This window comes from Mesotoga sp. UBA6090, from assembly GCF_002435945.1.
Lineage (GTDB): Bacteria > Thermotogota > Thermotogae > Petrotogales > Kosmotogaceae > Mesotoga.
The window spans coordinates 79,173-104,664 of sequence record NZ_DIXC01000004.1 but is presented as its reverse complement, the minus strand read 5'-3'; the positions used below and the strand labels follow the sequence as shown (position 1 = coordinate 104,664).

Annotated in this window: 23 protein-coding genes and 1 pseudogene; 12 read left to right on the top strand and 12 right to left on the bottom strand. The window is 44.6% G+C overall.

From position 1 onward, the window contains the following. Positions 1-49: 49 nt before the first annotated feature. Positions 50-514 carry a hypothetical protein gene (locus B3K42_RS01005; RefSeq protein WP_110989642.1) on the bottom strand — a complete coding sequence of 155 codons (465 nt, stop codon included), beginning with the start codon at positions 512-514 and terminating at the stop codon, positions 50-52. 135 nt (positions 515-649) lie between these two features. On the opposite strand from B3K42_RS01005, the gene B3K42_RS01000 reads away from it, so the two are divergent. From B3K42_RS01000 to B3K42_RS00970, 7 genes are all read left to right on the top strand, one after another. Beyond that, a complete protein-coding gene (locus tag B3K42_RS01000) occupies positions 650-1,501 on the top strand; it encodes an aminotransferase class IV (protein WP_110989643.1) in 852 nt (283 codons plus the stop codon). A 135-nt stretch (positions 1,502-1,636) separates the two neighbouring features. Next, complete coding sequence (locus B3K42_RS00995) at positions 1,637-3,721, top strand: peptide ABC transporter substrate-binding protein (protein WP_110989644.1); 2,085 nt, start codon at positions 1,637-1,639, stop codon at positions 3,719-3,721. Between the two features lie 70 nt (positions 3,722-3,791). Beyond that, positions 3,792-5,159, top strand: a complete 1,368-nt coding sequence (locus B3K42_RS00990; protein ID WP_110989645.1) for a M14 family zinc carboxypeptidase — start codon at positions 3,792-3,794, stop codon at positions 5,157-5,159. A gap of 5 nt (positions 5,160-5,164) precedes the next feature. Continuing rightward, positions 5,165-6,151, top strand: coding sequence for an ABC transporter permease (locus tag B3K42_RS00985; protein WP_110989646.1), 987 nt, complete (start codon positions 5,165-5,167; stop codon positions 6,149-6,151). Between the two features lie 2 nt (positions 6,152-6,153). Then, positions 6,154-7,086, top strand: a complete 933-nt coding sequence (locus B3K42_RS00980) for an ABC transporter permease (RefSeq protein WP_110989647.1) — start codon at positions 6,154-6,156, stop codon at positions 7,084-7,086. Between the two features lie 5 nt (positions 7,087-7,091). Beyond that, on the top strand, positions 7,092-8,075 hold the full coding sequence (locus B3K42_RS00975) for an ABC transporter ATP-binding protein (RefSeq protein WP_110989648.1): 984 nt from the start codon (positions 7,092-7,094) through the stop codon (positions 8,073-8,075). After that, positions 8,075-9,067, top strand: a complete 993-nt coding sequence (locus B3K42_RS00970; protein WP_110989676.1) for an ABC transporter ATP-binding protein — start codon at positions 8,075-8,077, stop codon at positions 9,065-9,067. Before B3K42_RS00975 ends, B3K42_RS00970 begins: the two co-directional genes overlap by 1 nt. A gap of 61 nt (positions 9,068-9,128) precedes the next feature. On the opposite strand, the gene B3K42_RS00965 is transcribed toward B3K42_RS00970, so the two are convergent. The 3 genes from B3K42_RS00965 to B3K42_RS00955 all read right to left on the bottom strand — a co-directional run bounded on the left by B3K42_RS00965 (position 9,129) and on the right by B3K42_RS00955 (position 12,474). After that, entirely contained in the window at positions 9,129-10,409 is a 1,281-nt protein-coding gene (locus tag B3K42_RS00965) for an alpha/beta hydrolase (RefSeq protein WP_110989649.1), read from the bottom strand. 135 nt (positions 10,410-10,544) lie between these two features. Next, complete coding sequence (locus tag B3K42_RS00960) at positions 10,545-11,732, bottom strand: ABC transporter permease (protein ID WP_110989650.1); 1,188 nt, start codon at positions 11,730-11,732, stop codon at positions 10,545-10,547. Next, complete coding sequence (locus B3K42_RS00955) at positions 11,725-12,474, bottom strand: ABC transporter ATP-binding protein (RefSeq protein WP_110989651.1); 750 nt, start codon at positions 12,472-12,474, stop codon at positions 11,725-11,727. Before B3K42_RS00955 ends, B3K42_RS00960 begins: the two co-directional genes overlap by 8 nt. Positions 12,475-12,721: 247 nt before the next feature. Here B3K42_RS00955 and B3K42_RS00950 point away from each other — a divergent pair, with 247 nt between their 5' ends. The 3 genes from B3K42_RS00950 to B3K42_RS00940 are packed head-to-tail and all read left to right on the top strand — an operon-like array spanning position 12,722 to position 16,109. Continuing rightward, positions 12,722-14,152 (top strand): TldD/PmbA family protein, encoded by a 1,431-nt coding sequence (locus B3K42_RS00950; protein ID WP_110989652.1) that lies wholly within the window; start codon positions 12,722-12,724, stop codon positions 14,150-14,152. Next, positions 14,152-15,426, top strand: a complete 1,275-nt coding sequence (locus tag B3K42_RS00945; protein WP_110989653.1) for a metallopeptidase TldD-related protein — start codon at positions 14,152-14,154, stop codon at positions 15,424-15,426. Before B3K42_RS00950 ends, B3K42_RS00945 begins: the two co-directional genes overlap by 1 nt. Before the next feature lie 17 nt (positions 15,427-15,443). Next, positions 15,444-16,109: a nitroreductase family protein gene (locus B3K42_RS00940; protein ID WP_110989654.1), complete on the top strand. Its 666-nt coding sequence runs from the start codon at positions 15,444-15,446 to the stop codon at positions 16,107-16,109. Positions 16,110-16,234: 125 nt separating this feature from the next. Here the strand turns inward: B3K42_RS00940 and B3K42_RS00935 are convergent, their stop codons facing one another. The 5 genes and pseudogenes from B3K42_RS00935 to B3K42_RS00915 form a co-directional block, all read right to left on the bottom strand. Continuing rightward, positions 16,235-18,283, bottom strand: a complete 2,049-nt coding sequence (locus B3K42_RS00935; protein ID WP_110989655.1) for a heavy metal translocating P-type ATPase — start codon at positions 18,281-18,283, stop codon at positions 16,235-16,237. A 1-nt stretch (position 18,284) separates the two neighbouring features. Beyond that, positions 18,285-18,635, bottom strand: coding sequence for an ArsR/SmtB family transcription factor (locus tag B3K42_RS00930; RefSeq protein ID WP_110989656.1), 351 nt, complete (start codon positions 18,633-18,635; stop codon positions 18,285-18,287). A 67-nt stretch (positions 18,636-18,702) separates the two neighbouring features. Beyond that, positions 18,703-19,635, bottom strand: a pseudogene (locus B3K42_RS00925) (PhoPQ-activated protein PqaA family protein); the annotation flags it as partial. A gap of 15 nt (positions 19,636-19,650) precedes the next feature. After that, positions 19,651-19,983 (bottom strand): hypothetical protein, encoded by a 333-nt coding sequence (locus B3K42_RS00920; protein ID WP_146227019.1) that lies wholly within the window; start codon positions 19,981-19,983, stop codon positions 19,651-19,653. Continuing rightward, complete coding sequence (locus B3K42_RS00915) at positions 19,976-20,653, bottom strand: hypothetical protein (RefSeq protein ID WP_292596321.1); 678 nt, start codon at positions 20,651-20,653, stop codon at positions 19,976-19,978. Before B3K42_RS00915 ends, B3K42_RS00920 begins: the two co-directional genes overlap by 8 nt. Before the next feature lie 133 nt (positions 20,654-20,786). Here B3K42_RS00915 and B3K42_RS00910 point away from each other — a divergent pair, with 133 nt between their 5' ends. Further along, positions 20,787-21,446, top strand: coding sequence for an HAD family hydrolase (locus tag B3K42_RS00910; protein WP_110989660.1), 660 nt, complete (start codon positions 20,787-20,789; stop codon positions 21,444-21,446). Here B3K42_RS00910 and ltaE read toward each other — a convergent pair. Together ltaE and B3K42_RS13810 are read right to left on the bottom strand one after the other, a co-directional pair. Further along, a complete protein-coding gene (ltaE, locus tag B3K42_RS00905; protein WP_110989661.1) occupies positions 21,424-22,461 on the bottom strand; it encodes a low-specificity L-threonine aldolase in 1,038 nt (345 codons plus the stop codon). The genes B3K42_RS00910 and ltaE overlap by 23 nt on opposite strands. A 504-nt stretch (positions 22,462-22,965) precedes the next feature. Next, entirely contained in the window at positions 22,966-23,205 is a 240-nt protein-coding gene (locus B3K42_RS13810; RefSeq protein WP_220026548.1) for a DUF3795 domain-containing protein, read from the bottom strand. A 98-nt stretch (positions 23,206-23,303) separates the two neighbouring features. Here B3K42_RS13810 and B3K42_RS00895 point away from each other — a divergent pair, with 98 nt between their 5' ends. Further along, positions 23,304-24,041: an acyl-[acyl-carrier-protein] thioesterase gene (locus B3K42_RS00895; protein WP_110989663.1), complete on the top strand. Its 738-nt coding sequence runs from the start codon at positions 23,304-23,306 to the stop codon at positions 24,039-24,041. Positions 24,042-24,075: 34 nt separating this feature from the next. On the opposite strand, the gene B3K42_RS00890 is transcribed toward B3K42_RS00895, so the two are convergent. Further along, complete coding sequence (locus tag B3K42_RS00890; RefSeq protein WP_110989664.1) at positions 24,076-25,170, bottom strand: KamA family radical SAM protein; 1,095 nt, start codon at positions 25,168-25,170, stop codon at positions 24,076-24,078. Positions 25,171-25,492 lie beyond the last annotated feature (322 nt).

The window sequence follows — 25,492 nt, the reverse complement described above, 5'->3', positions numbered from 1 at the left end:
CTCCTGCCTCAGACCATAGGCGAACGGGACTCATCCCTTGAAAGAAACGCTACATACCGAATGTGTCTTTGAAAAACCGCTTTGTATCTTTCACACTTAAGTTCCTACCGAAAGTCAGCTTCATTTTGCCTTCTGCCCAGACAATCTTAATTATCGTGCCATCTGAAAAAGTAGTCTCCCTCGAAGAGTCCGTCTTCCTGGAGATCTTCACCTTTTTTAGTGATGCTTTCGGAATGAAGATATTTCCTGGCGTCTCGTTAAGTATTTCTTCCATTGACTTTTCACCATATCTATCCAGCAAAGTTGAACCAGAGGACATAACGGATGCCATCTTCTTAAGAAAACCTTCATTTCTTTCCTTTGAAGCTTCCCTCGCCCTATTAACGGCTTCACTGGTGAGTGCTTTTGTTATCTGCACCAGCAACAGGCCTTCTGGAATCGCCACAATGTCATATATCTTGTTTCCGAAGAATCCAGAAGCCCCTCCTGGAAAGATCTCCAAAATATTGTCCATCTAGAAAACCTCCAAATGAAAAGTCTGCTTACGATTCCGTTATATTCTAACATTGATCAGCTGTCATACCGTAAATTGATGATCTGTTTGATGCATAATAGTGTCAGGAAGGCACTAAAGCTCAGGGAGGTTTCTATGTGGGCATTTCTTGACGGTGATTTTGTACAGGAGAAAAGTAGAGTTATTCAGTTGGAGAACAGGGGACTGACTTTTGCAGATGGACTCTTTGAGGTTATTAGGACGATCGAAGGGAGAATTCTCTTTTTTGAAGAGCACTTCTCGAGGATGAAGAAGAGTGCTGAGTTTTTCAACATCGAGATGCGATTCACCCCAGAAGAAGTAAAGAAAAGTGCACTTGAACTCATAGGGAGAAATTCAATCGAAGATGGGGAGCTTTACATAGAACTAACGAGAGGTACAGACCCTCACAGAGAGCATAGATACCCTCCAAAGGATACATCCAGCACGTTTTTTATGCTTGCCCTTCCATTGAGAAGAATTGATGCAGATAACTGGAAGAATGGAGTTAAGCTCTTCACCTATCCTGATCTAAGACACAAGCTATGCGAGCACAAGACGATAAACTTGCTGCCCAACGTTCTTGCCAAGAACTTCGCGTATGCCAATGGAGGATATGAGGCACTGATGTATCGAGAAGAAGATGGAATGAAATTCGTGACCGAAGGGGGTAGTTCAAACTACTTTCTTGTAGATAATGGGATCTTCTTGACGCCCAATGTCGACAATATCCTTCCTGGCATTACCAGGGGAAAGGTAATTGAAATCATAAAAAAACTCGGTCACAGGATTATTGAAAAGCGAGTCACCGTCCAGGAGTTTCTAAGCGCGGAAGAGGTTTTCCTCGTGAGCACGGTTTCCCGTGTAATGCCAGTTAAAGGCATCGATGAAGTTACTTTCAAAGTTCGCGGCAGATACACCGAGAAAGTTATGAGCGCATATGAAGAACTCTTCTTCTCAGACAGGTGAATGATTTGGTATTAACTTGTATTAAGAAATAAACAATACGTAAAATCTGCCCTTGAGGGGTAATCTTTTGTGTGACTGGTATATAATTACAAAAACTTTTCGGGTTTCAAATAATCTTTTTTGGAGGTGTTCGGGATGAAGAAGCTCCTCGTTTTCTTTCTAATTGTTCTCTTCTCAGCGATCTTGTTGGGGCAGGTTTTCCCGGAAGAAGCGATTCCTGTAATCGAATCAGAAGGGATCATGTCTTCTGTTGATGAATCATTGTTGACTTATTCAGAATTCAAGAATGCAGTTGAAAAGGCCTTTCCAGGTAAGGGAAATCTGATCTCAGGAACAGGCGAGGTCTTGAGAGCGGATTTCGCCGTTGCGATGATCGAGGTTCTCGGTCTGAAGTCTGAATCTGAGTCCTACGAAGAGATTTGCACCACCGCACTTGACGAGTGGGAAGCCCCAAAGGAGGCCTGGGGAGCGCTCACGGTTGCTTACAGGAGCAATCACCAGCTTCTCGATTTCCGATATGGCCATTTAATCGAGGCAAATTCACCTATTACGAGGGAAGAAGCGGCCATTTCGATTTACATGACCATGAATCCACCAGTCATTGGTGGAATGGCAACGACAGCAGTCACAGCCGATGCTCCAGGTTTCAACACTTTATTCACTTCTGCCGGTTTGACCTGGACCATTTGTAATATCATTGGCGACGGAATTACCGGAACAGACAAGGACGGATTCTACTTCCCCAGGATGATCAAGAGAATTCCATCTCTTGAGAACGGGCTAATGGTGCTTAATGAAGATGGTTCGCTCACAATAACCTATGAACTAAGAAAAGGAATGAAATGGCACGATGGAGGGCTGGTCACTGCGCATGATGCGAAGTTCCAGTGGGAAGTTATGAACAGCGGCGCCCCGGTTACGACGAACTACTTCGAGAGCTCAGTCTCCGAAGTTAATGTTATTGACGACTATACATATTCCATTACCCTTCCAGAACCTCTTAGTAATGCCGAGTTGGGTTCTTCTGTTTACGCTTATTACTTTGGGTGGTTCCAGCTTCCAGAGCATGTTTTCAGGGATAGTTACGAAGAGGCTAAGGCCAGTGGAAACTGGGATGCTTTCGTTGAAGAAGCTAACAAGAACCCGATAATGACCGGTCCTTACAAGTTCAAAGAGTATGTCGAGGGCCAATACGTGATTCTGGAAGCTTTTGATGAGTTCTATATGGGTAGACCTAACATTGATGAGATAGTTATGCGAATCATTCCTGATATGGACGTAATCTTCGCTTCTACACTCAACGGAGAGATAGATTTCGGAAGATATACTCTTACACTGAAGCAGTCGGTTCAGCTTGAGAATCAGCGAGGCGACATGTTCAACGTCTTCTATACACCGAACATTGCTTACGACAATTTGAACCTTAACCTGAGGGATCCTGAGGATACAACAAAACCCCATCCGATCTTTGGAGATAAGAGGGTACGGCAGGCCGTTCTCTATGGTATCAACAGAGAGCAGATAAGCAACGTGGTTTACGCAGGACTTGCCGAGGTTGTCGATACCTGGATTACTGATCTTCACCAGATGAGAGAAGCGCTCAAAGGTCCGGATGTGAAGCATTACGAGTACAATCCCTCCAAGGCAAAGGTTTTGCTCGAAGAAGCCGGCTGGAAACTGAACAGCAAAGGCATTTACGAAAAGGATGGAAAGCCTCTGAAGTTCAGTCTTTCACTTGCTTCGGGAAGCGGAGATTATCAGATGATGGCCCAGATGATTCAGGGTATGCTTAAGCAGATCGGCATGGAAGTAGAAATAGATATGAAGCCGGCGCTGGTAATCTGGACGGAAACATTCCCTTATGGCGCTTACGATGCTCTTCTCTCCGGTTGGGGGTATGGAGTCAGTGATGAGGCTGCGAACTATTGGACAACCGACCAGATACCTTCTGAAGAGAACTACTGGGGTGGTATGAACTACACCGGTTGGGCAAATGCTGAAAACGATGAGATAATAAATGCGGCCGCAAGGGAGCTTGATCCAGAAAAGAAACAGGCTCTCTATGAAAGGCATTTTGCGATCTGGACAGATGAGCTTCCCGTTCTACCGTTAGTAGTTGCACCAACACCTCATTTTGCAAAGAAGTACATCAAGAGTTTCAACTCTGGATACGATAACGGCCTTGGCTGGATAATCCAGAACTGGTACATCGATAGATAATAAGCTTCTTTGGGGGAGAAAATGAACTTCTCCCCCATGTTTTTTTACATCATCTTTCGGAGGTTTCGACATGAAGTTCAGAGAACTAATCGATGCAGTCCCCGACTACAAAGAGTTCTTCACAGTCGAGGAAATGGACCAGAGATCGTTTGAACTCGCAAGAAAGTATCCTGACAAAGTCAAGATATATGAGGCAGGAAGATCACGTGCTGGAAATCCAATCTATGTTCTGGAGATTGGTAAAGGCAAGAACAACGCCCTTCTATTCGGATGTCCCCATCCAAATGAACCGATAGGAGCAATGATGTTGGATTTCCTGAGCGAGAAGCTTGCAAGTGACGACACTTTTCGTAATGAATTCGACTACACTTGGCATTTGATAAAGGTAATTGACGTCGATGGGACGAAGCTTAACCAAGGATGGTTCAAAGACTCTTCCTCTATAAGAAAGTATGCAGGTAATTTCTACAGGCCGCCCGGTCACGAACAGGTTGAATGGACATTCCCTGTTGATTACAAAACTCTGCATTTTCACTCGCCGCTTCCGGAAACGGAGGTGCTTATGAAGCTTATTGAAGAGAAGAAACCCGAGTTCATGTACTCTCTTCACAATTCCGGTTTTGGAGGGGTCTATTATTATGTGAGTGACTCAGTTCCAGAACTCCATGAGACTTTCAGCAAGCTTCCAGGCCTGTTTGGTCTGCCACTTTCTCTTGGAGAGCCGGAAGCACCTTTTTTGGAGCAGCTCGAACCTGCTATTTTCAAGCTTTTCGGAATGGCTCAAGAGTACGATTATCTAGAGAAGAATCTTGGTCCAGACAAAGACCCAGCAAACGTCATCAAAGCCGGTACTAGTTCAGATGATTTTGCTTCATCCGTAGCCGATACGTTTTCCTTAGTTTGTGAGATGCCATACTACTATGATGCAAGGGTCGAAGACATGTCTGAAGCCGACATTACGAGGAAGGAAGCGCAGAGATTCAATTATCAAAGGTCCGTCGAGAATTTTGAGTTTGTCAGCGAAGTGATGAAAGCGTTGGATCCGTACGTCATAGACAGAAATTCCCCGTTCTACAGAGTCTTCAAGAATGTTCTTGAAACCTATCCCGATCAACTGCAAGCACAGAAGAATTGGATTGAAAACGACCAGTCTCTTGAGAGAAAGGCAAGTATGGCAGAGGTCTTCGATAACAAGATAGTCAGCCAGTTCTATCAATCATTGATGCTCGGAATGCTAAGAAGATTGGTCAGGGAGAATGATGACGGATCGGAAGAGCTGTCGGCAATCGCAAAAATGGTGGAAGAAGCATTCGAGAGAAAGATTGAGTATCTCGAGAATAATCTTGATTATACGACTATTCCAATAAAGAGTCTGGTCAGCGTCCAGCTGATTGCAGGGCTTAATGTGGCAGACCATATTCAAACAAGGAGAAGCTAGAAGTCGTGAAAGTCCATTTCCTGAAACGGTTTCTGGAGCTTATTCCGATATTTTTCGCAATCTCAATAATCATCTTCGTAATTATGAACTCTATGCCCGGCGATCCTCTCTTGCAGATGAGAATGCAGAATCCGAGGGTAATGACTAACGATCCTGAAAGGATGAGGGAGCTTAGAGAGTACTATCATCTTGACGATCCGCTTCCGGTGAAATACTTCTCATGGCTGAAGAGTGTTATGATCGGCGACCTAGGATATTCGAGCATGTACAAGACTCCGGTAATAGATTTGATTGTTTCTCGACTGCCGAATACTCTAATCCTTACTATAACCGCATGGCTGATTGGGCTGGTAGTAGCTCTTCCTATTGGGATACTTTCGGCAGTCAAAAAGTATTCGGCTTTCGACTACACAACAACTGTTTTTGCCTTCATAGGCATCTCTTTGCCGGGATTCTGGTTTGCTTTAATAGCGATAATAATCTTCAGCGTAGGTCTCGGGTGGTTACCCGTTTCCGGTATGTCGACCTATGGAGTTACAGGGACCTGGAATATCTTTGTTGACAGACTGAGACATCTTGTACTTCCGGCTTTTGTACTGGGATTAGTGCAGGTTGCTTCGTGGGTGCGATACATAAGAACATCCCTTCTGGAAGTCCTTGATCAGGATTACGTCAGAACTGCGTATGCAAAAGGTGTTCCCGATAGAAAGGTCATCATCAAACACGCTCTGAAGAACGCGATGATACCTATTATTACAATAATTGCACTCGATATCCCTTACTTCTTCGGTGGAGCATTGATTATTGAGACAGTATTTTCCTGGCCAGGAATGGGTAGACTTATGTACAATGCAGTGATCTCGAGCGACTACAATCTGGCGATCAGTTGTCTGATGTTCCTGGCTATCATAACTCTTATTTCAAATCTCGTTGCTGACTTCCTGTATGTGATGGTTGATCCAAGAATCAGGATGGGCGGGAAGGGAGCTTAGTCATGCCAAAATTCTTCTACAGAAGGGAACTCGATGAAATCGAAGACAAGGCGCGGCCGGTTCATATAAATAGCTACAGGCAGTTGGTGTGGGCGAAGTTCAAGAGTCACAAACTTGCCATGTTCGGTGCGGTTGTGCTTGTTGGTGTGATCTTATTCACCGTATTTGGTCCGCTTTTCGTCGATGTGGGATACGAAGATATGGACTTCTCTTATCTCTTCTCGACGCCGTTGACAGAGGGTCATCCTTTTGGGACAGACGAGCTGGGTCATGATGTACTTGTTAGAGTAATGTACGGCGGAAGAATCTCTCTCTTTGTCGGGTTTGCCTCTGCGGTGATAACCACCCTAATCGGAACAGTTGTCGGACTACTTTCGGGCTTCTATGGAGGCCTTGTTGACAGGTTGTTAATGAGATTTGTTGATGTAATGCTTTCTATACCAATGTTCCCGATTTTGATTACTCTTACCCTTGTCTTTGGTTCGGGAATTATGAATATCATCTTGGTCCTGACCGTTTTCGGCTGGATGGGTGTTTCCAGGTTGGTCAGGGGACTTGTTCTCTCGATAAGGGAGACCGAGTATGTCATGTCGGCCAAAGCTATGGGGGTCAGAAACGTAAGAATCATTCTAAGGCACGTTTTGCCTAACGTAATACCAATCGTAATTGTCTCTGCGACACTTAACATGTCGTATGCAATACTTGCAGAGTCATCTTTGAGTTATCTCGGGCTTGGAATTCAGCCTCCCATGCCGTCCTGGGGTAATATGCTTCAGAGAGCTATGAACTACATACTTGGTACAACTACTGGGGTAAATCCGTGGTGGCTTACCGTCTTCCCAGGATTCTTCATATTTATCACAGTACTGAGCGTGAACTTCCTGGGAGACGGGCTTAGAGATGCTCTAGATCCCAAATTTGTGAGTGAGAGTTGAAAAACATGGAAAGAATTCTCGAAGTTGACAACTTGAAGATTTCCTTTAAAACTCAGCTTGGAAGGATAACACCTCTAGACGGAGTCTCCTTTAGTCTGTCAAAGGGAGAGACTCTCGGGATCGTAGGGGAATCTGGCTGTGGCAAGACAATCACAGCTTTCTCAATAATGAGGTTGCTCCCAAAGAACGCCTTTCTCGGTGAAGATGCAAGGATTGCTTTCAGAGGGAAGGATATTTTAGGTCTTAGCAAGGAAGAGCTTCAGAAGATTAGAGGGAAGTCGATATCAATGGTATTTCAGGAACCCATGACTTCTTTGAATCCCCTCTACACGATTGGATGGCAGATTTCCGAAGTTTACAGGCTGCACGAAGGTCTTAGTGAGGAGGAGGCAATGACGAGGAGCGTGGAAATGCTCCGGCTTGTTGGGATTCCAGACCCCAAGAAGAGAGTCACGGAATTTCCTCATCAACTGTCGGGAGGTATGAGGCAGAGAGTAATGATTGCTATGGCGCTCGCATGCAGCCCGGAGCTACTCATTGCCGACGAACCCACTACAGCGCTTGACGTAACTATTCAAGCCCAGGTTTTGGAACTAATGAACGAGCTGAAGGATAAGTTTAGCACAGCCACGATAATCATTACGCACGATTTGGGAGTAATCGCCGAAATGTGTGATAGAGTTCTCGTAATGTATGCAGGTCAGATTGTTGAGAGCGGGGACATATTTGACATCTTCGACAAACCCATGCATCCTTACACAAAGGGCCTGATCAATTCTATACCAAAGATTGAGATTTCCAAGAAAGATCAGAAGAAGTTGAACGTAATAAATGGTTATGTCCCCCATCCGTCGAATTTCCCCGATGGCTGCAGATTCAGGCCGCGTTGCCCGATGGCATTTGAGAAATGTCTGGATAAACCGCCGATGATTGAATCCGAAGGCCATCACTCAGTTCGTTGTTGGCTATTTGAAGGGGATGATGTGTGATGAAGGTTTCCCCAATGGTAGAGATCAAGAACCTGAAGAAATGGTTCCCCATAAAGAGCGGGTTCAGGTCTAGGTCCAATCTGAAGGCGGTAGATGGGGTTGACCTGCATATTTATAGGGGTGAGACTCTTGGGCTGGTTGGAGAATCGGGTTGTGGAAAGACCACAATTGGAAGAACCCTCATAAAAATCTACCAGCCTACCGATGGAGAATTCCTCTATAGAGGAGGTTCGACTGATAACAATGTAGATATCTTCTCTCTTTCCGAATCGAAAATGAGACCCTTCAGGAAGGAGATACAGATGGTATTCCAGGATCCATATGCGTCTCTCAATCCGAGAATAACAGTACACGACATAATCGCGGAAGGGCTAAGGGTGCACTCCGTTGGCAGAAGCAAGCAAGAGAGAAAATCAATGATAGCAGAGATCCTTGAAAAGGTAGGTCTAAGGCCAGAGTACATGTACCGATACCCTCATGAATTCTCAGGTGGACAGAGACAGAGAATAGGAATTGCCAGATCGATGATCCTGAATCCTGCACTCGTCATTTGCGACGAGCCTGTTTCGGCGCTTGATGTATCTGTCCAGGCACAGGTTATTAACCTGCTTGAAGATCTAAAGCACGAGTTCAAATTGACTTATCTATTCATTGCTCACGATCTGGCAGTTGTGAAGCACATTTGTGACAGGATTTCGGTTATGTACCTGGGAAAGATAGTAGAGACAGCGGAAACAGACCAGCTCTTTAATGACGCGCTTCATCCCTACTCGCGCGGATTGCTTTCGTCGATTCCAGTTCCGAATCCTCACATGAGAAAGACCGGAAAGAGAGAGATCGTGAAAGGAGACATTCCCTCTCCCGTTGATCCGCCTGAAACTTGCAGATTTGTTAAGCGATGCCCCGGGGCATTCGATAGATGCTGGAAAGAAAGCCCTTCATTGAAGCAAGTAAGTGATGGTCATTTTGTTTCGTGCTTTCTTTATGATTGATAGATTCTTTAGCAGAAGTTCTCGATATGTATGGAGTTGAGAACAGATGTATGCAAGCCTGTCAATCAAAAATATAAATCCATGAAAATAGAGCATCTATGAGACGACCATCGACATGTCGAAACTCATAGTAATCATCGGGTGTTGATATCCCACCCTTTACAGGCATAAAGTAATGATCGAGACCGGGTAGCAGCTGAAAATAAACATTCAATCGTGTCCATAGCGCGTTCATGAACATTATGTAGTCCTGAACCGTCGATTCGAAATCGGCATCGCCCTGAACAATGAGCACGGGGATCTCCAGTTCTCTTACAATTTCAATAGGATTCATTCTGTCAAGCTCATAATAGTATCCGGCTGTTGCTGCCAGGACGGGGGCGCCGGGAGGCAGCTTACCATCAAGAGCGGTCTGCAGGTAGTCGGTCAGAAGTTTAGTCTGCTGTCCAGTTTCTTCTCCATAGAGCGATCCAATGTATTCATGTTTGTCAATTATCACCTGCAGTTCTCTCCTGGCAGGCGTAGCCAGTAAGATAATTCCATCGACCCTGGAGTCTCTGGCGGCGATTGCTGGGGCAACTCTGCCTCCAAGTCCGTGTCCCGCAAGAAATATTGATGAGACTGAGGGTATTCTCGATGCGGCAGTTATCGCATTGATTACATCTTGTATTACTTCAGTCTCGATACTTGGAGAAGTCTGGGACAAACGCTCTCCGAACACGAATGTTCTCTTGTCATAACGAAGAACGGCCACACCCTGGGTTGCAAGGCCCCAGGCAATCTGCCTGAAGGGTTTGTTAGGACCTATTGTAGAATCTCTGTCCATAGCTCCTGAATCATGTATGAGAATTACAAGTGGATACTTGTCAATCTCTTTGGGAACGGTAATTACTGCGGGAAGCCGGTTCTTATCATCTCCAATCGTGATTTCAAACTCATCGAATTCTCTCGTATCGATGTACTCGGCAATTGCTCCTGTTTGCAGTGTCGGTTGAACCAGAAATGTGTCAACTCTGCCTTGATCATCAACCACTACGTTGAAGTCGATAAACCCTCTCTCAAACTGAGCGTGAAAGATGAATACTGTGAATCCTCTTATCTTGCTCGTCTCGGTTGAGAAAATGAAGAGATATTCGCCGTATTCCTCCGCAAGCTGCTGAAATTCCTGACTCATGTTTTCGACTGTATAGAGATTTTTCGCCCTTAGACTTTGCATCTCGTAAGCAAGATAATAGTTTCCTCGTAAGAGAAACTGAAGATACCTGTCAGCGAGTACCTCGGATCCAAAGAGCATTGTGAAAACCAGAAAAACAAAAATCCCGACTGATACTATTTTCCTCAACCTAGACTTCTCCCGACAAATGATTCTGACTATTTATCCTAACTCAATGATAAACCATAGACCTTGATTGGTGAAATTAAAAGGAGGGCATGGCCCTCATTTGTTTCTAATATATGAAGATTTCCCGGGATTCAGTTAAGCTCCAGAAATGTCCATAATCTTCTCGCTGTTGAAGACTCTAGTAAGAAAGTAGATGAACAATGATACATAAACGAGGTTGCTCACAAGCATGAGGGAGAATCTCGAAACGACAAAACTGGCGGTAATGATATCTTTCATGACGAAGATCGAGTTCACGAAAGGAATCAAGTAAAGAAGGGGATTATCTGGAGATTCCATCTGCATAGTTGCAACTCCCAGTACTATTGCCATAATATATATGGGCATTACGTAACCGCTTCCCTCTTTCATATTTCTTGCTAAGGAGCCAAGGAGAACAATTAGGGCGGCTGCTAGCCCGGACATTGTCACCAGTGTAATGAAGAGACCGAAGAGATTTGTGGCCGACAGAGATGAAAAATTGAGCTCACCACCCCCAAATGCAGGTCCTCCAACTTTGAAAGCGATTATCAATCCAATGAAAGTGAATATGCTGTTCAGAATCGCTATGGTCATCACGTAGAGAATCTTGCCGGTTGCAATTGATGATCTAGAAACCTGATTCACCAAAAGCACAGGCATGTTTCCTCTCTCTTTTTCACCAGCAGTTGTGTCGAGGCCTATATTCATGGATCCGGCGAAGATGTATATGAGCAGGAAATATGGGATCAAAGTGGCTAGCAGCTCTGTTCCCTGAGACTCTTCCGGTGCAACATCTCTTTTCTCTACGCTCACGAGATTGAGATCATCGAGTGTCAATCCATGTTCGAGAAGCTTTTCCGAAAGAAGCAGAGATGAATACGCCGATAGGGCATTCTGAACTATTTGAGCCCCATACGAAGAACCTCTTGAAGTCGAATTGTAGAAGAGACGGGCATCTATCTTCTCTCCACCACCAATTCTTTCCGCGGCATCTGCGGGAAACTCTAACATGATTGAGTTCTCCTGGTTTCTGACCGATTCTTCGCTAAGAGTTTCGTCAATTTCAAATGATATCATCTGATCTAGAAAACTAAGGAACCTCCCGTCTGGCATGTTAATTATCTTCAGCGTGTAGACTGTGTTCTCGTAGGTTCTGGTTTGGGATGTAGACACCGTGTTCATTACGAGGAAGATCACTGGCATGATCAACATCGGCAAAATCAGAACTGCGAAGACAGTTCTTGCGTCCTTGAATATATTCTTGAGTTCCTTTCGAAAGATGATTAGAGCATCCCTAAACAATCTCGATCAGCCCTTCTCTGTCTGCAATCTTAAAGAACACGCCTTCAAGATTGTCTTCGCCATACTTCTCATAAAGCCCTTCAAGAGTGTCGTCTTCGACAAGCCTGCCCTTGAAGATAATTCCAACTCTATTGCATAGCTTTTCGGCAACAGACATGATGTGAGTAGAGATGATTATCGTCTTTCCCTGGTCGCGGTAGTCTTTGAGAAAGTCGGTAACCGTTCTTGCCGTAAGGATGTCCAGACCATTTGTGGGTTCATCAAAGATTATGACTTCGGGATCATGAATAAGACTGACTGCGATCGCAGCCTTTTGCTTCATTCCTGTAGAGAGCTTCCCGATTCTCTTGTCAAGGAAGTCATTCATATCCAGATATTCTGATAGTTCCTTTGTCCGTTTTGAGATATCTGTGTCCCTCATATGATTGAGTTCGCCGTAGAATCTAAGCAGTTCCTTTGGTGTAAGGTTTCCTGATAGTTTCATATCGCTTGTAAGGAAACCTATTCTCTTCCGAACTTCTGTGGGCTGAACTACGGAGTCGAATCCCATTACGCTTGTCTTTCCTCTGTCTGGCTTGAGAAGAGTTGAGATAATTCTGAGAGTTGTAGTCTTTCCGGCACCATTTGGTCCTAGAAGGCCAAAAATGCTTTTTGGCTCGGCGGAAAAGCTCAACGAATCGACAGCTACCACCTTTTTTCTTCGACTTTCGAAAGTCTTTGAGATATTCTCGACCTTAACCATTTTTTGCCTCCTAATGACGGTCTTTCCAGGGTGTAGAATAACACTCCATTGTTAATTCGAAGTGAAAAAATATTTCATTATGACAGGGAGATTGATTAATTATATTCACTGCAAAATTCATTTATTTCATGTCTTGACGAATTATAGTATAATTTGTCATAAGTACTCCGCTTAGAACTCTTGGAGTCGACTCTTCGGATCAAGTTCTTGCTTAGTGATGAGCAAAATACGCGTTAGGAGGTTCTAGATGAAGGTAGAAGATTCAAGATATCTCAACGACAAACGGGACATGATGAAGAAACTTGTGTGTTCTCTGGAACGTGACTTTCCTTACGTTTCAGTTCTCGGCACGGATGTCAGAGGTAAACAGTACCAAGCGATGACAACAGGGATTAGCGTGAACGATTCGAGATGGTCCGAAAGAGGGTTCGTACTCAGAATTCATGATGGAAGAGGTTACTTTGAATTCTCGTTTAACGAAATGGGGAATCAAACAGTTGAAGAGATTGTAAAGTATGTAGGGAGAAAGCTTTCTGCGTTCAGGAATAGTATGAATGAGAAAAATCTAGATACTTCAGCAGTATCGATGTTCGAAGAAGAGGAATCAAAACTCTGTTTCAATGACGAAGTTGGAATTCTTCCGGGTTCTCTCTCGGCAGGAGAGATAATCGATAGACTGTCTTCTTTTAAGGATCGGGCTCACGAACTCTCCGATGAAGTAGTAAACGTAATGGCCCTCATGGAAAACGTGCAAGTGAGTAAGCTCTTCATTTCTTCCAGGAAGGAGCTCTCACAATCCTACATCTGGTCTCAAGGATATTTGTACGTCGTTGCCAGAAGGAACAAGAGGACCAAGTATAGTATGAAAGGTTTCTCGGGATTGAAGGGTCTGGAGGTTCTGGACGAGATGGAAGCGTTCGTCGGGAAAGTGGTCGAGAATGCTCGACTTCTGCTCTCGGCCGAGAGAATAGATCCAGGTGAGTACGATGTGATTTGCTCGCCAGATGTTGCAGGACTGATTGCTCATGAAGCTTTCGGACACGGAGTCGAAATGGACATGTTTGTGAAGGGGCGGGCAAAGGCCGTCGAGTACCTGGGAAAGCAGGTTGCGTCTGAGTTGGTTACGATGCATGACGGTGCGGCCGGTGTAAGAGAAGTTTCATCTTACGCATTTGATGATGAAGGCAGTCTGGCAAAGGACACAGTGATAATAGAAAACGGAATTCTCAAGAGGGGAATTTCAGATTTGATTTCTGCATCTGTTCTTGGAACTGAGCCGACCGGCAACGGTAAGAGGGAATCGTTTGAGAGAAAAGCATATGCACGCATGACGAACACATATTTCTCTCCGGGAAAAGATGATCTAAAAGATATGATCGAATCAATAGATTATGGTTTTCTTCTTGAAGACTATTACAGTGGAATGGAGGATCCCAAAAACTGGGGGATTCAGTGTGTTATAGCCTACGGACGTGAGATTAAGAAAGGCCAGTTCACGGATCGCGTCGTATCTCCAGTAATGATGACAGGATATGTACCTTCTTTGCTGAAGTCGATTTCCATGGTGTCTGGAGATTTCAAGCTCTCAGGAACGGGAGCCTGCGGTAAAGGTCACAAGGAGTTCGCTAAAGTCTCTGCGGGTGGACCATATATTAAGGCAAAAGCGAGGTTGGGATAATGATAGAGACGATTGTAAAGAACCTTGAAGCAAATTCAGTAGATGCGTGGAGAATAAGGGAAGAGAACATTGAGAGTGAAGAGTATTTCTTTGTAGGGAACAAGGTCGATCTTGGAAGGGCGAAAAAGGTGAAGAAGTACGAAGTAACTATCTACCATGATTTTGAAGAGGGCGAAAAGAAATACAGGGGAAGCTCGACGGTTACCGTGAGCCCGGGAACAACGGTTGAGGAAATCGTCCATTCAATACAGGAGGCCTTTTTTGCTGCAGGTTTCGTAAAGAATCCCTGGTATCCAATGGCACCGAAATTCTCGCGGAGATTCGAAACAGCCGAACATGACCTCCATGATCTTTCAAGAGATGCTATTGGAGCAATCTTTGACAATGAAAAACCGTCCAATTCATGGTTGAACTCTGTTGAGATTTTTGTGACGAGAAACGGGTACCGCATTCTCAACTCTGAAGGTCTCGACGTGGCTTTTTCAAAATATAGAACGTACATCGAAAGCATTGTAAGTTCTTCCGGCAGAGAAGAAGTTGAGCTGTACGATCAGTTGCTCCTTGCGCTTCCCGATGTTGAACGTATAAGGAAAAGGATTTCCAGACTACTTCTGTTGGCCGGTGAAAGAGCTAATGCCGTTCCTACGCCAGCTTTAGACAGGATACCGGTAGTACTTACTGGAGAGCCGGCGAAAGAGGTAATGAGATACTATTTGAAACAGGCAAATGCACGTCTTAAGTATGACAGGATATCCGAAGCTGAACCTGGAGACTCTGTTCAGTCAGGAGAATCGGGAGATAAGATAACGCTTGAAGTTGTGCCGGAACTTGAAGGTTCATACTTCAGCCTTCCTGTTGACAATGATGGTTTTCTCATTGGGAAAAGGACGGTTATCGAAAATGGGATCTTGAAGAATTACTGGGGTGACATCAAACATTCCCACTACCTGGGAATCGAACCAACAGGTGCTGTGCTGAACTTCTCGGTTGGTCGTGGCAGTCTCAGCATTGATGAGATGCGAAAAGTAGATCATCTGGAGGTCACTAATTTCTCGGCAGTTGACGTTGATGAAACAACGGGCGATTTCGGAGGAGAGATCAGATTAGGCTGGTATTTCGATGGTTCGAAGAGAATTGCGGTAACGGGAGGTTCAGTGACCGGTAGTCTAAGAGAGCTTGAATCAATCTATCTGTCGAAAGAGACAGAACTGGACGAAGATTACTACGGACCGGTCTCGATCGCAATAAAGGGGTTGAAGATTTCGGGTGAATAGTTTTTTTGGAGGTGCACATGATTATTGAGACAATAAGAATGAGGCATTCAACGAGGAAGTTCCTCAATTACGACCTGTCTGCAGAGGAAAAGGAAAGTCTAATGAACTTCTTCAGGGAGCTTCCTACTCTTCATTCTTTGCACCTGAAATGGACCCTAAGAAATCTGAACAAAGGATCGGGCGTTATATTTGCACCGTGTCCCGCCAAGCCGAGCTGGCTTGTAGAATACGGGTTCCAGGGAGAAATCATTGTGCTGGAAGTGACCAAGATGGGATTAGGTAGTTGCTGGAATGCCGGGATTAGAGAGGAGGGCTCCCCGGCCGGGATTATCCTTGGTAAGGAAGATTCAGGGAAGGTAACCCTAAACGATATTCTTACCGGAATGGGGAGAAGGAAGGAGTTGGAATCTCTTGTCGAGGGACCGTTGCCCGAAGATGAGAGGCTGCTTCAAATATTGGAATCATGCAGACTTGCCCCTTCTTCGATGAATAGACAACCCTGGAGATTCAACGTTCAGAAGGGTGATCTATACATCTGGACTAAGGCAAACATGACTGGGAGCAGTCACTGGATAGATCTTGGAATTGTCCTTTCACATGCCTACATCACTGCACAGGAATTCTTTTCGAAGGTTTCTATAGAGAAGGCAGCCGGAGAAAAATACAGATTGATTATGAAGTAACCAATTTGGTCGTTTCTATCATGATCCACAAACCTTTTTGACTTACCTCGGTCAAGGCTAGAAGAGAAGGCTGATAGGGCTGGAAGATCAGAGTGAAACAAACTGCGAGGCATCCCACTCTCAGCTTATTTTCCGAGCAATCTAAGTGAATTGAGAACGGCCAAAAGAGTTACTCCCACATCAGCGAATACTGCTCCCCACATGTTCATCAAGCCGAAGGTGCCTAGAGTCATAAAAATAACCTTGATCCCAATGGACATCACAATGTTCTGAACTGCGGTGGTGTTAGTGAACCTCGATAGCTCTATTGCTCTTGCAACTTTCGAGAGCGAATCATTTGAGAGAACGATATCTGCCGTTTCGATTGTTGCGTCAGCTCCCGAAGCTCCCATGGCAATGCCAACATCGGCCCTTGCAATTACCGGTGCATCATTTATTCCGTCGCCAACAAATGCGGTTTGTTTCCCACTAGCAATTGCTGACTCCACTGCCTTCATTTTGTCTTCGGGAGTCGCTTCGGAAATCAGACTGTCAAGGTCCAGTTCGGCCGATATGGAAGCAGCAATATTATAACTATCACCCGTAAGCATTACTATCTCATTAATTCCGAGTTCTCTAAGCTTGATGATGGCATCGGCAGAATCGTCCTTCAGAACGTCGGACAGAGTAAAAACTCCCTCTACTCTGCCATCGATGGAAAGAAATATCTTTCCGGATACGCCTCGCTCTTCATAATCAACTCCGAGATCTTCCAGGAGAGAGGAGTTACCAATGCCCATTTTCATGCCGTTGATTTCTGCTGTGATACCTTTTCCCGCGATCTCTGTGTGGTGGGAGATTTTCATCTCTTCGGGAATCTCTGGATTGAGGCCTCTGAAAGAACTTGCCACTGGATGGGTGGAGTAGCTTTCCATTAGGGCTGCGTATTCCAATAACTCTCTCTTGTCATATCGGCCGAGAGTTTCTATTTGAGAGATCTCTGGCTTTCCCTTGGTCAATGTCCCGGTTTTGTCTATGAAAATCGAATCAATCTTGCCGAGAGATTCCAGATAATTACTTCCCTTGAACAATATACCCTCTCTTGAGGCCTTTCCAATACCGACGAAATAGCTTAACGGAACAGAGATGACTAGTGCGCAGGGACAAGAAATGACAAGAAGGATCAACGCCTTATGAACCCAATCTGAGAGTTCTCCTCCGAACAGCAGAGGGGGAAACACCGCTATTGCAGTAGCGATAGAAACCACAATGGGTGTATACAGCCTCGAGAATCTAGTGATGAACCGCTCCTTGTTAGATTTTCTAGAAGTCCCCTCTTCAACTAACTCCAGCATTCTGCTAGTATAAGATTTCTTGAGATTGGTTGATGCAGTGACTTCTATTACACTTGACTTGTTTATGGTTCCGGCAAGAACTGTATCGCCTTCCTCTACAGGTACGGGACTACTTTCTCCTGTGAGAAGTGATTTATCTAGCCAGGTCCTTCCGGAATTGATGAGTCCGTCAATGGGAATTCTCTCTCCCGGTCTGACAACAAATCTGTCACCCGGCTGGATCTGACTTGCCGGTACAGTCCGAAGTTTTCCGTCAATAATCTGATTGACTTCTTCAGCCCTTAAATCTATCAGTTCCTTCACTGATCTTCTTGATTTTCTCAAGGCGATTGCCTCCAGAAGCCCTCCGAAACTGTAAAAGATCATCACGGCAACAGCTTCCGGCAATTCGTGGATAGCAAATGCACCCATAGTGGCGACGGTCATGAGGAAACTCTCGTCGAACAAATCACCCTTGAGGAGATTCCTGGAAGCCTTTAGGACGGTATTTCCCCCTGCGACAAGATACGCAGTCACAAATAAACCATATTCCAGCAATTCATTGTTCCCGTGGAGAAAGGGGGAAAAGACCAAAGCAATGAAAAACAGGACTCCTGAGAAGAGTAGTTTTACAAGTTCTTTGACGGGTAAGTCCTTCTCAACTCCCGGAGATTCCAGCAAAGTTATCTCCGGAGAATGTTTGTGAATGATTTCTTTGACATCTTCGAAAGTTTGACTATCGATTATTAGTGTCGAAGAAGAGAAATCTATTCTTGCATCAACTCCCGATTTCTTTAGCTGGCCCTCCAGTTTGGCTGCACATTTCGGACAATCAAGTCCTTCTATTCTGTATTTCTTCATTCTAATCGCCCTCTGATAGTTCCTGGAAATGCTCTCTGGCAATGTGTATGAGGTCAATAACGTGATGGTCACCCAGACAGTATAAGACTGACTTCCCTTCCCTGCGATTTCTTACAAGTCTGTAAGATTTAAGCTGTTTCAGATGGTGAGAAATCGTCGGGAGAGTCAATCCCAGAATTTCTGCCAGATCGCAAGTGCATAACTCCGCCTCAGACAGAAGAAATATAATCTTTGTTCGCGTCTCGTCTGAAATTACCTTGAAAAGCTCTGAAAGGCCTGAAACTTCCTCTGCAATCTCTCTATATTGTTTTACATCAACATGTACTTCTCTACTCGGGCAAAGGTCGCTCACTGCCTACCTCCCAATCAATTAGATGGGTGTCTAATTGATTGTACTTCGAATATCTGCCTGAGTCAAGTCACTTTCCAAACACTACTGTAGGCGTGGAAATGAGAAGTTCCTTTCCGCCAAAAGTGAAGACACCCTCGATGTAATAGGCTGTAGGAAGTCCAAAGGAAAGTTCGATTAGTTGGGTTTCATTTATTATTTCGAATTCGAACCTGGATTTTCTGAAGTCTCCGTCTGGAGAAGATGACGTGAAAAGTCTGAGTTCATTCATTTTGGCATCTCCTCTCTTTACAACTGGCTGAATCCTCGCACCTTCTTCGAAAGACACGATTTTGCAGCTCAAAGCGGGAAATTCCTCACTGGTATTGATATGGTAGATCATTGAACTGATAGCCTGTGTCACTCTGAAGACCTCAGTTCCATGTCTGGCGTTAGGCGCATAAACCATCGAAAAGTAACCAGGGAGATCATCCACGTATAGTTTGGAAGCGTCTATGGGCCAGTGGGGATCGTTTCTCCCGACAACGATGAGTTTCGGCACTTCTAAATCCATGCGATAGGTGAAAGGATCTATGTATTGAAGGAGATCTCGCTTGACAGGGTTATCAAGATCGTCGAGTATCCCTCTCTCAACGTATTCTCTTATCGAAGGGCTGAAGCTTCCCCAGAAACTTAGCTGGTGTTGCATTTGTTCAGCGATATTGAGATTATCAAACGCGATAGGAACGATTCCTTTGATTCGCTCATCCATTGCGGCGGTAAGCCAAGTAGTCCAGCCGCGCTTTGATCCTCCAGTCAAAATGAATCCTTCAATCTTGTCGCCCATGTTCTTGATATAGTCATCAAGAAGGTTCATCGAAACAACAGTTGACTGTACCATTGGCAACAGAGCCGGCCAGCTATAGTCACCTGTTTCGATAAACTTCGAGAAGGAGTAGCTAAGCAGCCAATCCTCTCTTAACCCGCCGAAAAGTGGCTGATTTGGTATATCGAAAAGCACGGCAACGTATGCTTTGCTTTACTGCGCTTGCAGCCTGTAAATGGAAAGCTCTTCCTGCGTATACTTGTAATCTCCGGCAACGAATATTACTGCGACTGTTGATAGTACACTTGGTGGTCTTATTATCATCAGATGATTCTGACACTGGATATTCTGCCATATAACTGAATCAAACTTCATGGTCTCAATCTTTATCAGCCCTTGCGATGGCGATTGCACAATTAATTCCTTTCCTTCTTCAAGGTTTGAGGGAAGAGTATCTGAATGGAGAAACGCGTCCATTGTAAGCGCTGAAAGTACGGTTGCGATAATTAGCATAAGAGAAATCACGACAGTCTTCATTTCATGCACCTAAGGTCTTCAGTAGACTAACGGTGACTTCTTTCAGTTTCTCAACTACATCTTCCGGTCCCGTAATTCTTGCTTCTTCATTTGAGGCAAGGAACATAACCAGGTCCCCAAAGTGAAAAAAGTGATAGACACGAAAGTCCTTTTCAAAGTCAAATCGAGCCTCACTGAACTTCGCCCCACGAGGGAACAGCTTCTTCCACAGCATTGGCTCTTCAATGTATCTCCTGCTTGTGATCTTCACTTTGTCGACTTCATCCGACCTGACAAAGCAAAGTTCACTATCTTCTTGAACTCCGCAAAATTGCTCTTGTCTTTCGTCAAAGCAGGCAGGACTGAAGAAGAACTCATTACCTCCTCGAAGAACAACTTTCACAGCCTTCTTTCTATTAATAGCCTTAAGAAAGATTGAGCTGACAAGATTCTCGCTCTTTGTTTGCGACTTCATGCTGTCTTCGAAGAGGGAAGGAAGCCGATACGTTTCGGAATAGAAGTATTCTTTACTAGTGCGGGAGTATTTTAGCGGAGCGCCCAGATTTGTTCTCATGTACTTGAAATCTCTTCGAGCCTGACGGCTGGAGATGCCGAACTTTCCAGTGTATTCATTCATGGAGGCCGGATCATTGCTTGACAGGCGGTCATGTAGCCAAATGATTCTCATTTCTCTTGACATATCTACCACCTCCTGGAGTTCGGACGAAAGCCAGCCAATCTTCTCAGATCTCAATTCGAAGATGTTAGAATTGCAATTGTATTATACAGAATTAGATAGACTAAATCTAAGAGCCCGATGATGGAGAACAGGTATGATTAAAGGAATCATTTTTGATCTATTCGGTACTATTGTGAGTAACAAAAGGCTCTTCACCCCTATTTGCTCAAAGATGGCGGCAGACTCTGGAATTGAAGTAGAGGAAATCGAGCGAGATTTCGTTGATCTTTACAGACGCCACTTCAAGAATTGTCATCGTTTGCCATTTCGGCCAGAAAGATATTACTATTACCTTCTGATAACGGAACTGATCGAAAAATACGATCTGCCTGGGGACATTGAATCATACTGCAATTTCATGTATGACTCCTTTTCAAAGCTTCCTGCCTATTCAGATTCTAAGATACTTAAGAAGATGTGCAAGGAGTTCACCACTGCGATTCTCACTAACGCCGATGATGTCTTCGTCAAGAAAGTGATTGAGAGAAACAGAATTCCTCACCACGTGCTGTTGACTTCGGAGACTGCGAGATCATACAAGCCTTCTGAAGAGATCTTCGAAAAGATCTTATCTCTTATAGGACTAGATAAAACCGAGGTGGTCTTTGTTGGCGACAGTATTCAGGTCGATATGCTGGGAGCTTCCGGCGCCGGAATAAAGGGAATACTTATCGATAGATCCAAATCCTATTTTGACTACGTGCCCAGAATAGAAAGCCTAGAGGAGTTGCCTAGCCTCCTAAGGCAACTTTGAGAGCTCTTTCGAATTCTATGATGACTCTTTCAAGATCGTCTCGTGAAACGTTCAGATTCGTCACGAATCGCCATTCACCACCCTCGGGAGGATTGATCTTTATACCCTTTTCTAGAAGCGTCTCAACTATTAGTCGTGAACGTACCTTGTTAGTGAGCTTGAAAAAGACCATGTTTATGTCGAGCCTTTCAGAGAAAACCTCGATGCCAGGTATCGTTGACAGACCTTCGGCGAGAAATCTTGCGTTTCTGTGATCTACTGAGAGACGATCGATCATTCTCTCCAGAGCGAAAATTCCTGCAGCGGCAATAATCCCGGCCTGGCGCATAGCACCGCCCATAATCTTTCTTCCCTTTCTAGCCTTTTTTATGAACTCTTTCGTGCCGACTAGCATTGAACCTATCGGTGCTCCGAGACCTTTAGATAGACAGAACATGACTGAATCGGACTGAGCAGCGATTTCTGCCGGGCTTACTTCAGCAGCAATCGCGGCGTTGAAGATTCTTGCACCGTCAAGATGGAGAGGAACACTTCTCTTTCTCGCAAGTTCGTAGACTTCCTTCAAGTATTCCATGGGGAGTAAACGTCCGCTGGAATGTGCATTCTCCAGGCAGATTAGTCCCGTTCTAGGATAGTGAAGATCTTCAGACCTGATCGCTTTCCTGATTCTTTCCACCGAAGGCATGCCGTCGTCACAATCAAGAGTTCTCATTTGAACTCCGGCTATCACAGCAGAAGCACCTGCCTCGTGAACAATGATGTGATTTGAAGCAGGTATGATCACCTCATCGCCCCTTAACGTATGTGTCAGGATTGAAAGTTGATTTCCAAAGGTTCCGGATGGGACAAAGAGTGCGGCCTCTTTTCCGAGTATTCCCGAGGCTATCTCTTCCAGCCTGTTTACTGTCGGATCGTCTCCATAAACGTCGTCTCCCACTTCCGCATCGGCCATTACCCGGCGCATTTCTTCGCCGGGGACCGTAACTGTATCACTTCTGATGTCTATCCACTTCACGACGGCACCTCCAAAGGTTTGTTATGAAAACAATTATAAACCAGAACCGTTAAGTAAAGAAAAAGCCGGATCATTAGATCCGGACTATATGGGGTTCCTATCTAAGGGGGATAGGGGGGTTATAAACTATAATAATTCTAGTTTGTTTTCATTAATATCACCTTGTGTTAATAAGGCGAAATAATGCAGGATCAGTTGCTTATAGTTTAATACCCACAAACATTATTAACATAAGTTCATTTTTGTGCCAAGACATATGACATGCACAATGGATCCTAAAAATACCAAGGCCACAAACGGAGCAAGATAATGTCGGGCAAGAGGCATAAGCCCTCGAAAGGCGATTCTCTTAAGGTCTTTCAGAATTGAGCGGCACACCTAGAATCTTTGATTAGCGTTCCTGATCGGAGGAACCGTGTCGTTGTTCAAGAATTAAATCCAGTCGTGGCTTCGCTCCGGGTAATGATCTCAAGAACCTTTCCAAGGTTTTCACGGATACTTGTCTCATTCCCCGCAGTTAGAAATCCCTTTCTCTTCACAACAGCTCTTGAAGGGGCATCCATCGCATAGTTTGAAGCGTATTTCGCTGTGACAGCCGCAGCAATTGATTTCGGAGAATGCAATATCGAATCCAAAGTCTTTCGACCACAAATCTGCAGTTTCTCTCCTCAACGAATAATCGTTAGCTAAAGCGGCTCTGTATGTCTCGCACTGCGTGCAGTCTATGCCACAGAATGCTATCATATTCATACCACCGTCATGGCCCGCTACAATTAGAAACATCTGCTCACAGATAGAGCATATCATTATGTGAAGCACAGACATAACCATGGAGGGAAGATTTGAAACCGCTGGTAACGGAAGAGGTTTACAGAGTACGGTATTATGAGCTTAAAAATGATTGGAAGGCTTCAATTTCATCTATTATGGACTATTTCAACGATGTTGTGACGTTGCAGACGGTGCAGATTGGCCACGGCGTCGACGTAATGAGCAGGGGAGAATACGCATGGCTTCTGCTTCGCTGGGAAATAAGGGTCGACAGGTATCCTGACTACATGGAAAGTGTCGTTGTTCGAACTGTTCCGCATTCGATGGACAGGTACTACGCTTACAGGCGTTTCGAAATCCATGATACTTCAGGTGCATGCATTGTAGAAGCCGATTCCCAGTGGATTCTGATCGATCAGAAGAAGCGGAGACCAGTGCGGATAGGGGAAGAGTTCTACAGAAGATACGGTGTTGACACAGACTTCCATCAACCTCTCTCTTTCACGAAAATTCCCGAACCGGAAGCTGCGGATAGGGAAGTCTCTCTAAGAGTCCGCCAGTCCGATTTAGACACAAATGGACATTCAAACAATGTATCGTATGTCAAATGGATAATTGAAACAGTTCCGAAAGAGATCGAGAACAGGCATCTGCGAAGGCTTGCTATTAGATACATACACGAGTCAAGAAGAGATGATGAGGTTGTAATAACTGGCACGTTCAGAAAATGCAGTAATTTCGTTGAGGGAATGCACCGGATAAGTAACGGCGAAAGATTGCTGACATTGGCCAGGACTGAGTGGATATGAAGGACGGCAGAAACCGCCCTTCTAGACCACTCTATTAGACAAGTGAATCCGGGTCCACGTAATCATCTAGCCAATAGGCATTTGGGTTTCTATCGAAGGCCATGAATAGATCATATCGTCTGGGATCTGCCGCTCTATGGTACTTCATGTATATTTTGTTCTCATCGAGTCCTACATACTCTATTTTTCCAGTTGCATGAGACATTACGAATCTAGCTCTCTTGGCAAGACCTGAGACTCTGTCTATTGACTTTTTGAAGATCTCGTAACCTTTTTCGGCAGGGACAGCGTAGGTGTGATTGCCTTTTGTGGGTCTGCACTGGAATACATAATAGGGGGGAATCCCAATAAACGAGAGCTTCTTGAATAGATCTGTCATTACCTCAACGTCGTCGTTGACTCCCCTTATCATTGGAGTCTGATTGCAGATCACGGCACCTGCATCCCTCAAAATGTTGAGGCCCTTTACCGCTTGATCCGTCAGTTCTCTTGGGTGGTTGAAGTGCGCCATTATATAGATTTTCTTCTTCTGAGTACTGTACTTGCTGATCATTTCTGGCAGATTGGGATCGTTTATGATTCTGTAAGGATTGAATGCGACCATTTTACTCCCAAACCTGATTATGCCAACGTGGTCGATTTCTCTTAGCTGTCTCACGATGTCACCGAGTCTCTCTGTGGACAGTATTAGTGAGTCTCCTCCAGTGAGAAGAACATTCGTAATCTCTTTGTGTTTCCTAATGTACTCTATACCTTGCGTGACGTCATTGACAACTTCTTTGTTTTCTACTGAAAACAGTCTCTTTCTGAAGCAGAACCTGCAGAAGCTCCCGCAGACCTTCGAGACAAGCAGCAAAGCAGTGTCTGTGTATTTGTGCTCCATACCGGGAGCTACCGTGTACTTATGCTCCTGTGAAGCATCTAGATCTCCCCACTCGTCAAGTTCTTCGAGATCGGGCACGATTATCCTCTTTATTGGGTCATGAGGATCTTTCCAGTCAATCAGTCCCAGATAATAGTCGTTAGCCCTAAAGGGATAAACTTCCGTCACCCTTCTCATCTCTCTTATCTGTTCTTCACTAAGGCCCTCGATTTTGTCCACACTTGTGAGATATTTAGGACTATGCAAATTCACCACTCCTTACTTTTGGATTTAAATACAGTGAACACTTCTCTTCAGAATCGAGAAGATCTCGAAAAACCAGATTCCCGAACAACTGGTCACTCGGCGACATCCATGAAAGTACACTCGTCCTGAGAAACGCAAAACATCACTGATATTAATCATACGAGTAAGCCAGCTCCGCATTTAGAAACATAAGTTTGAGCACAAATAACCATAAATTATAACACATGAAATATTCTGCCCCGACTAAATTACTGCGCAATCTCGTTATGGGTCTTCAAATAAGCTTTACAAGACCATACGTCTCGGGGGTATAGAGAGAAAC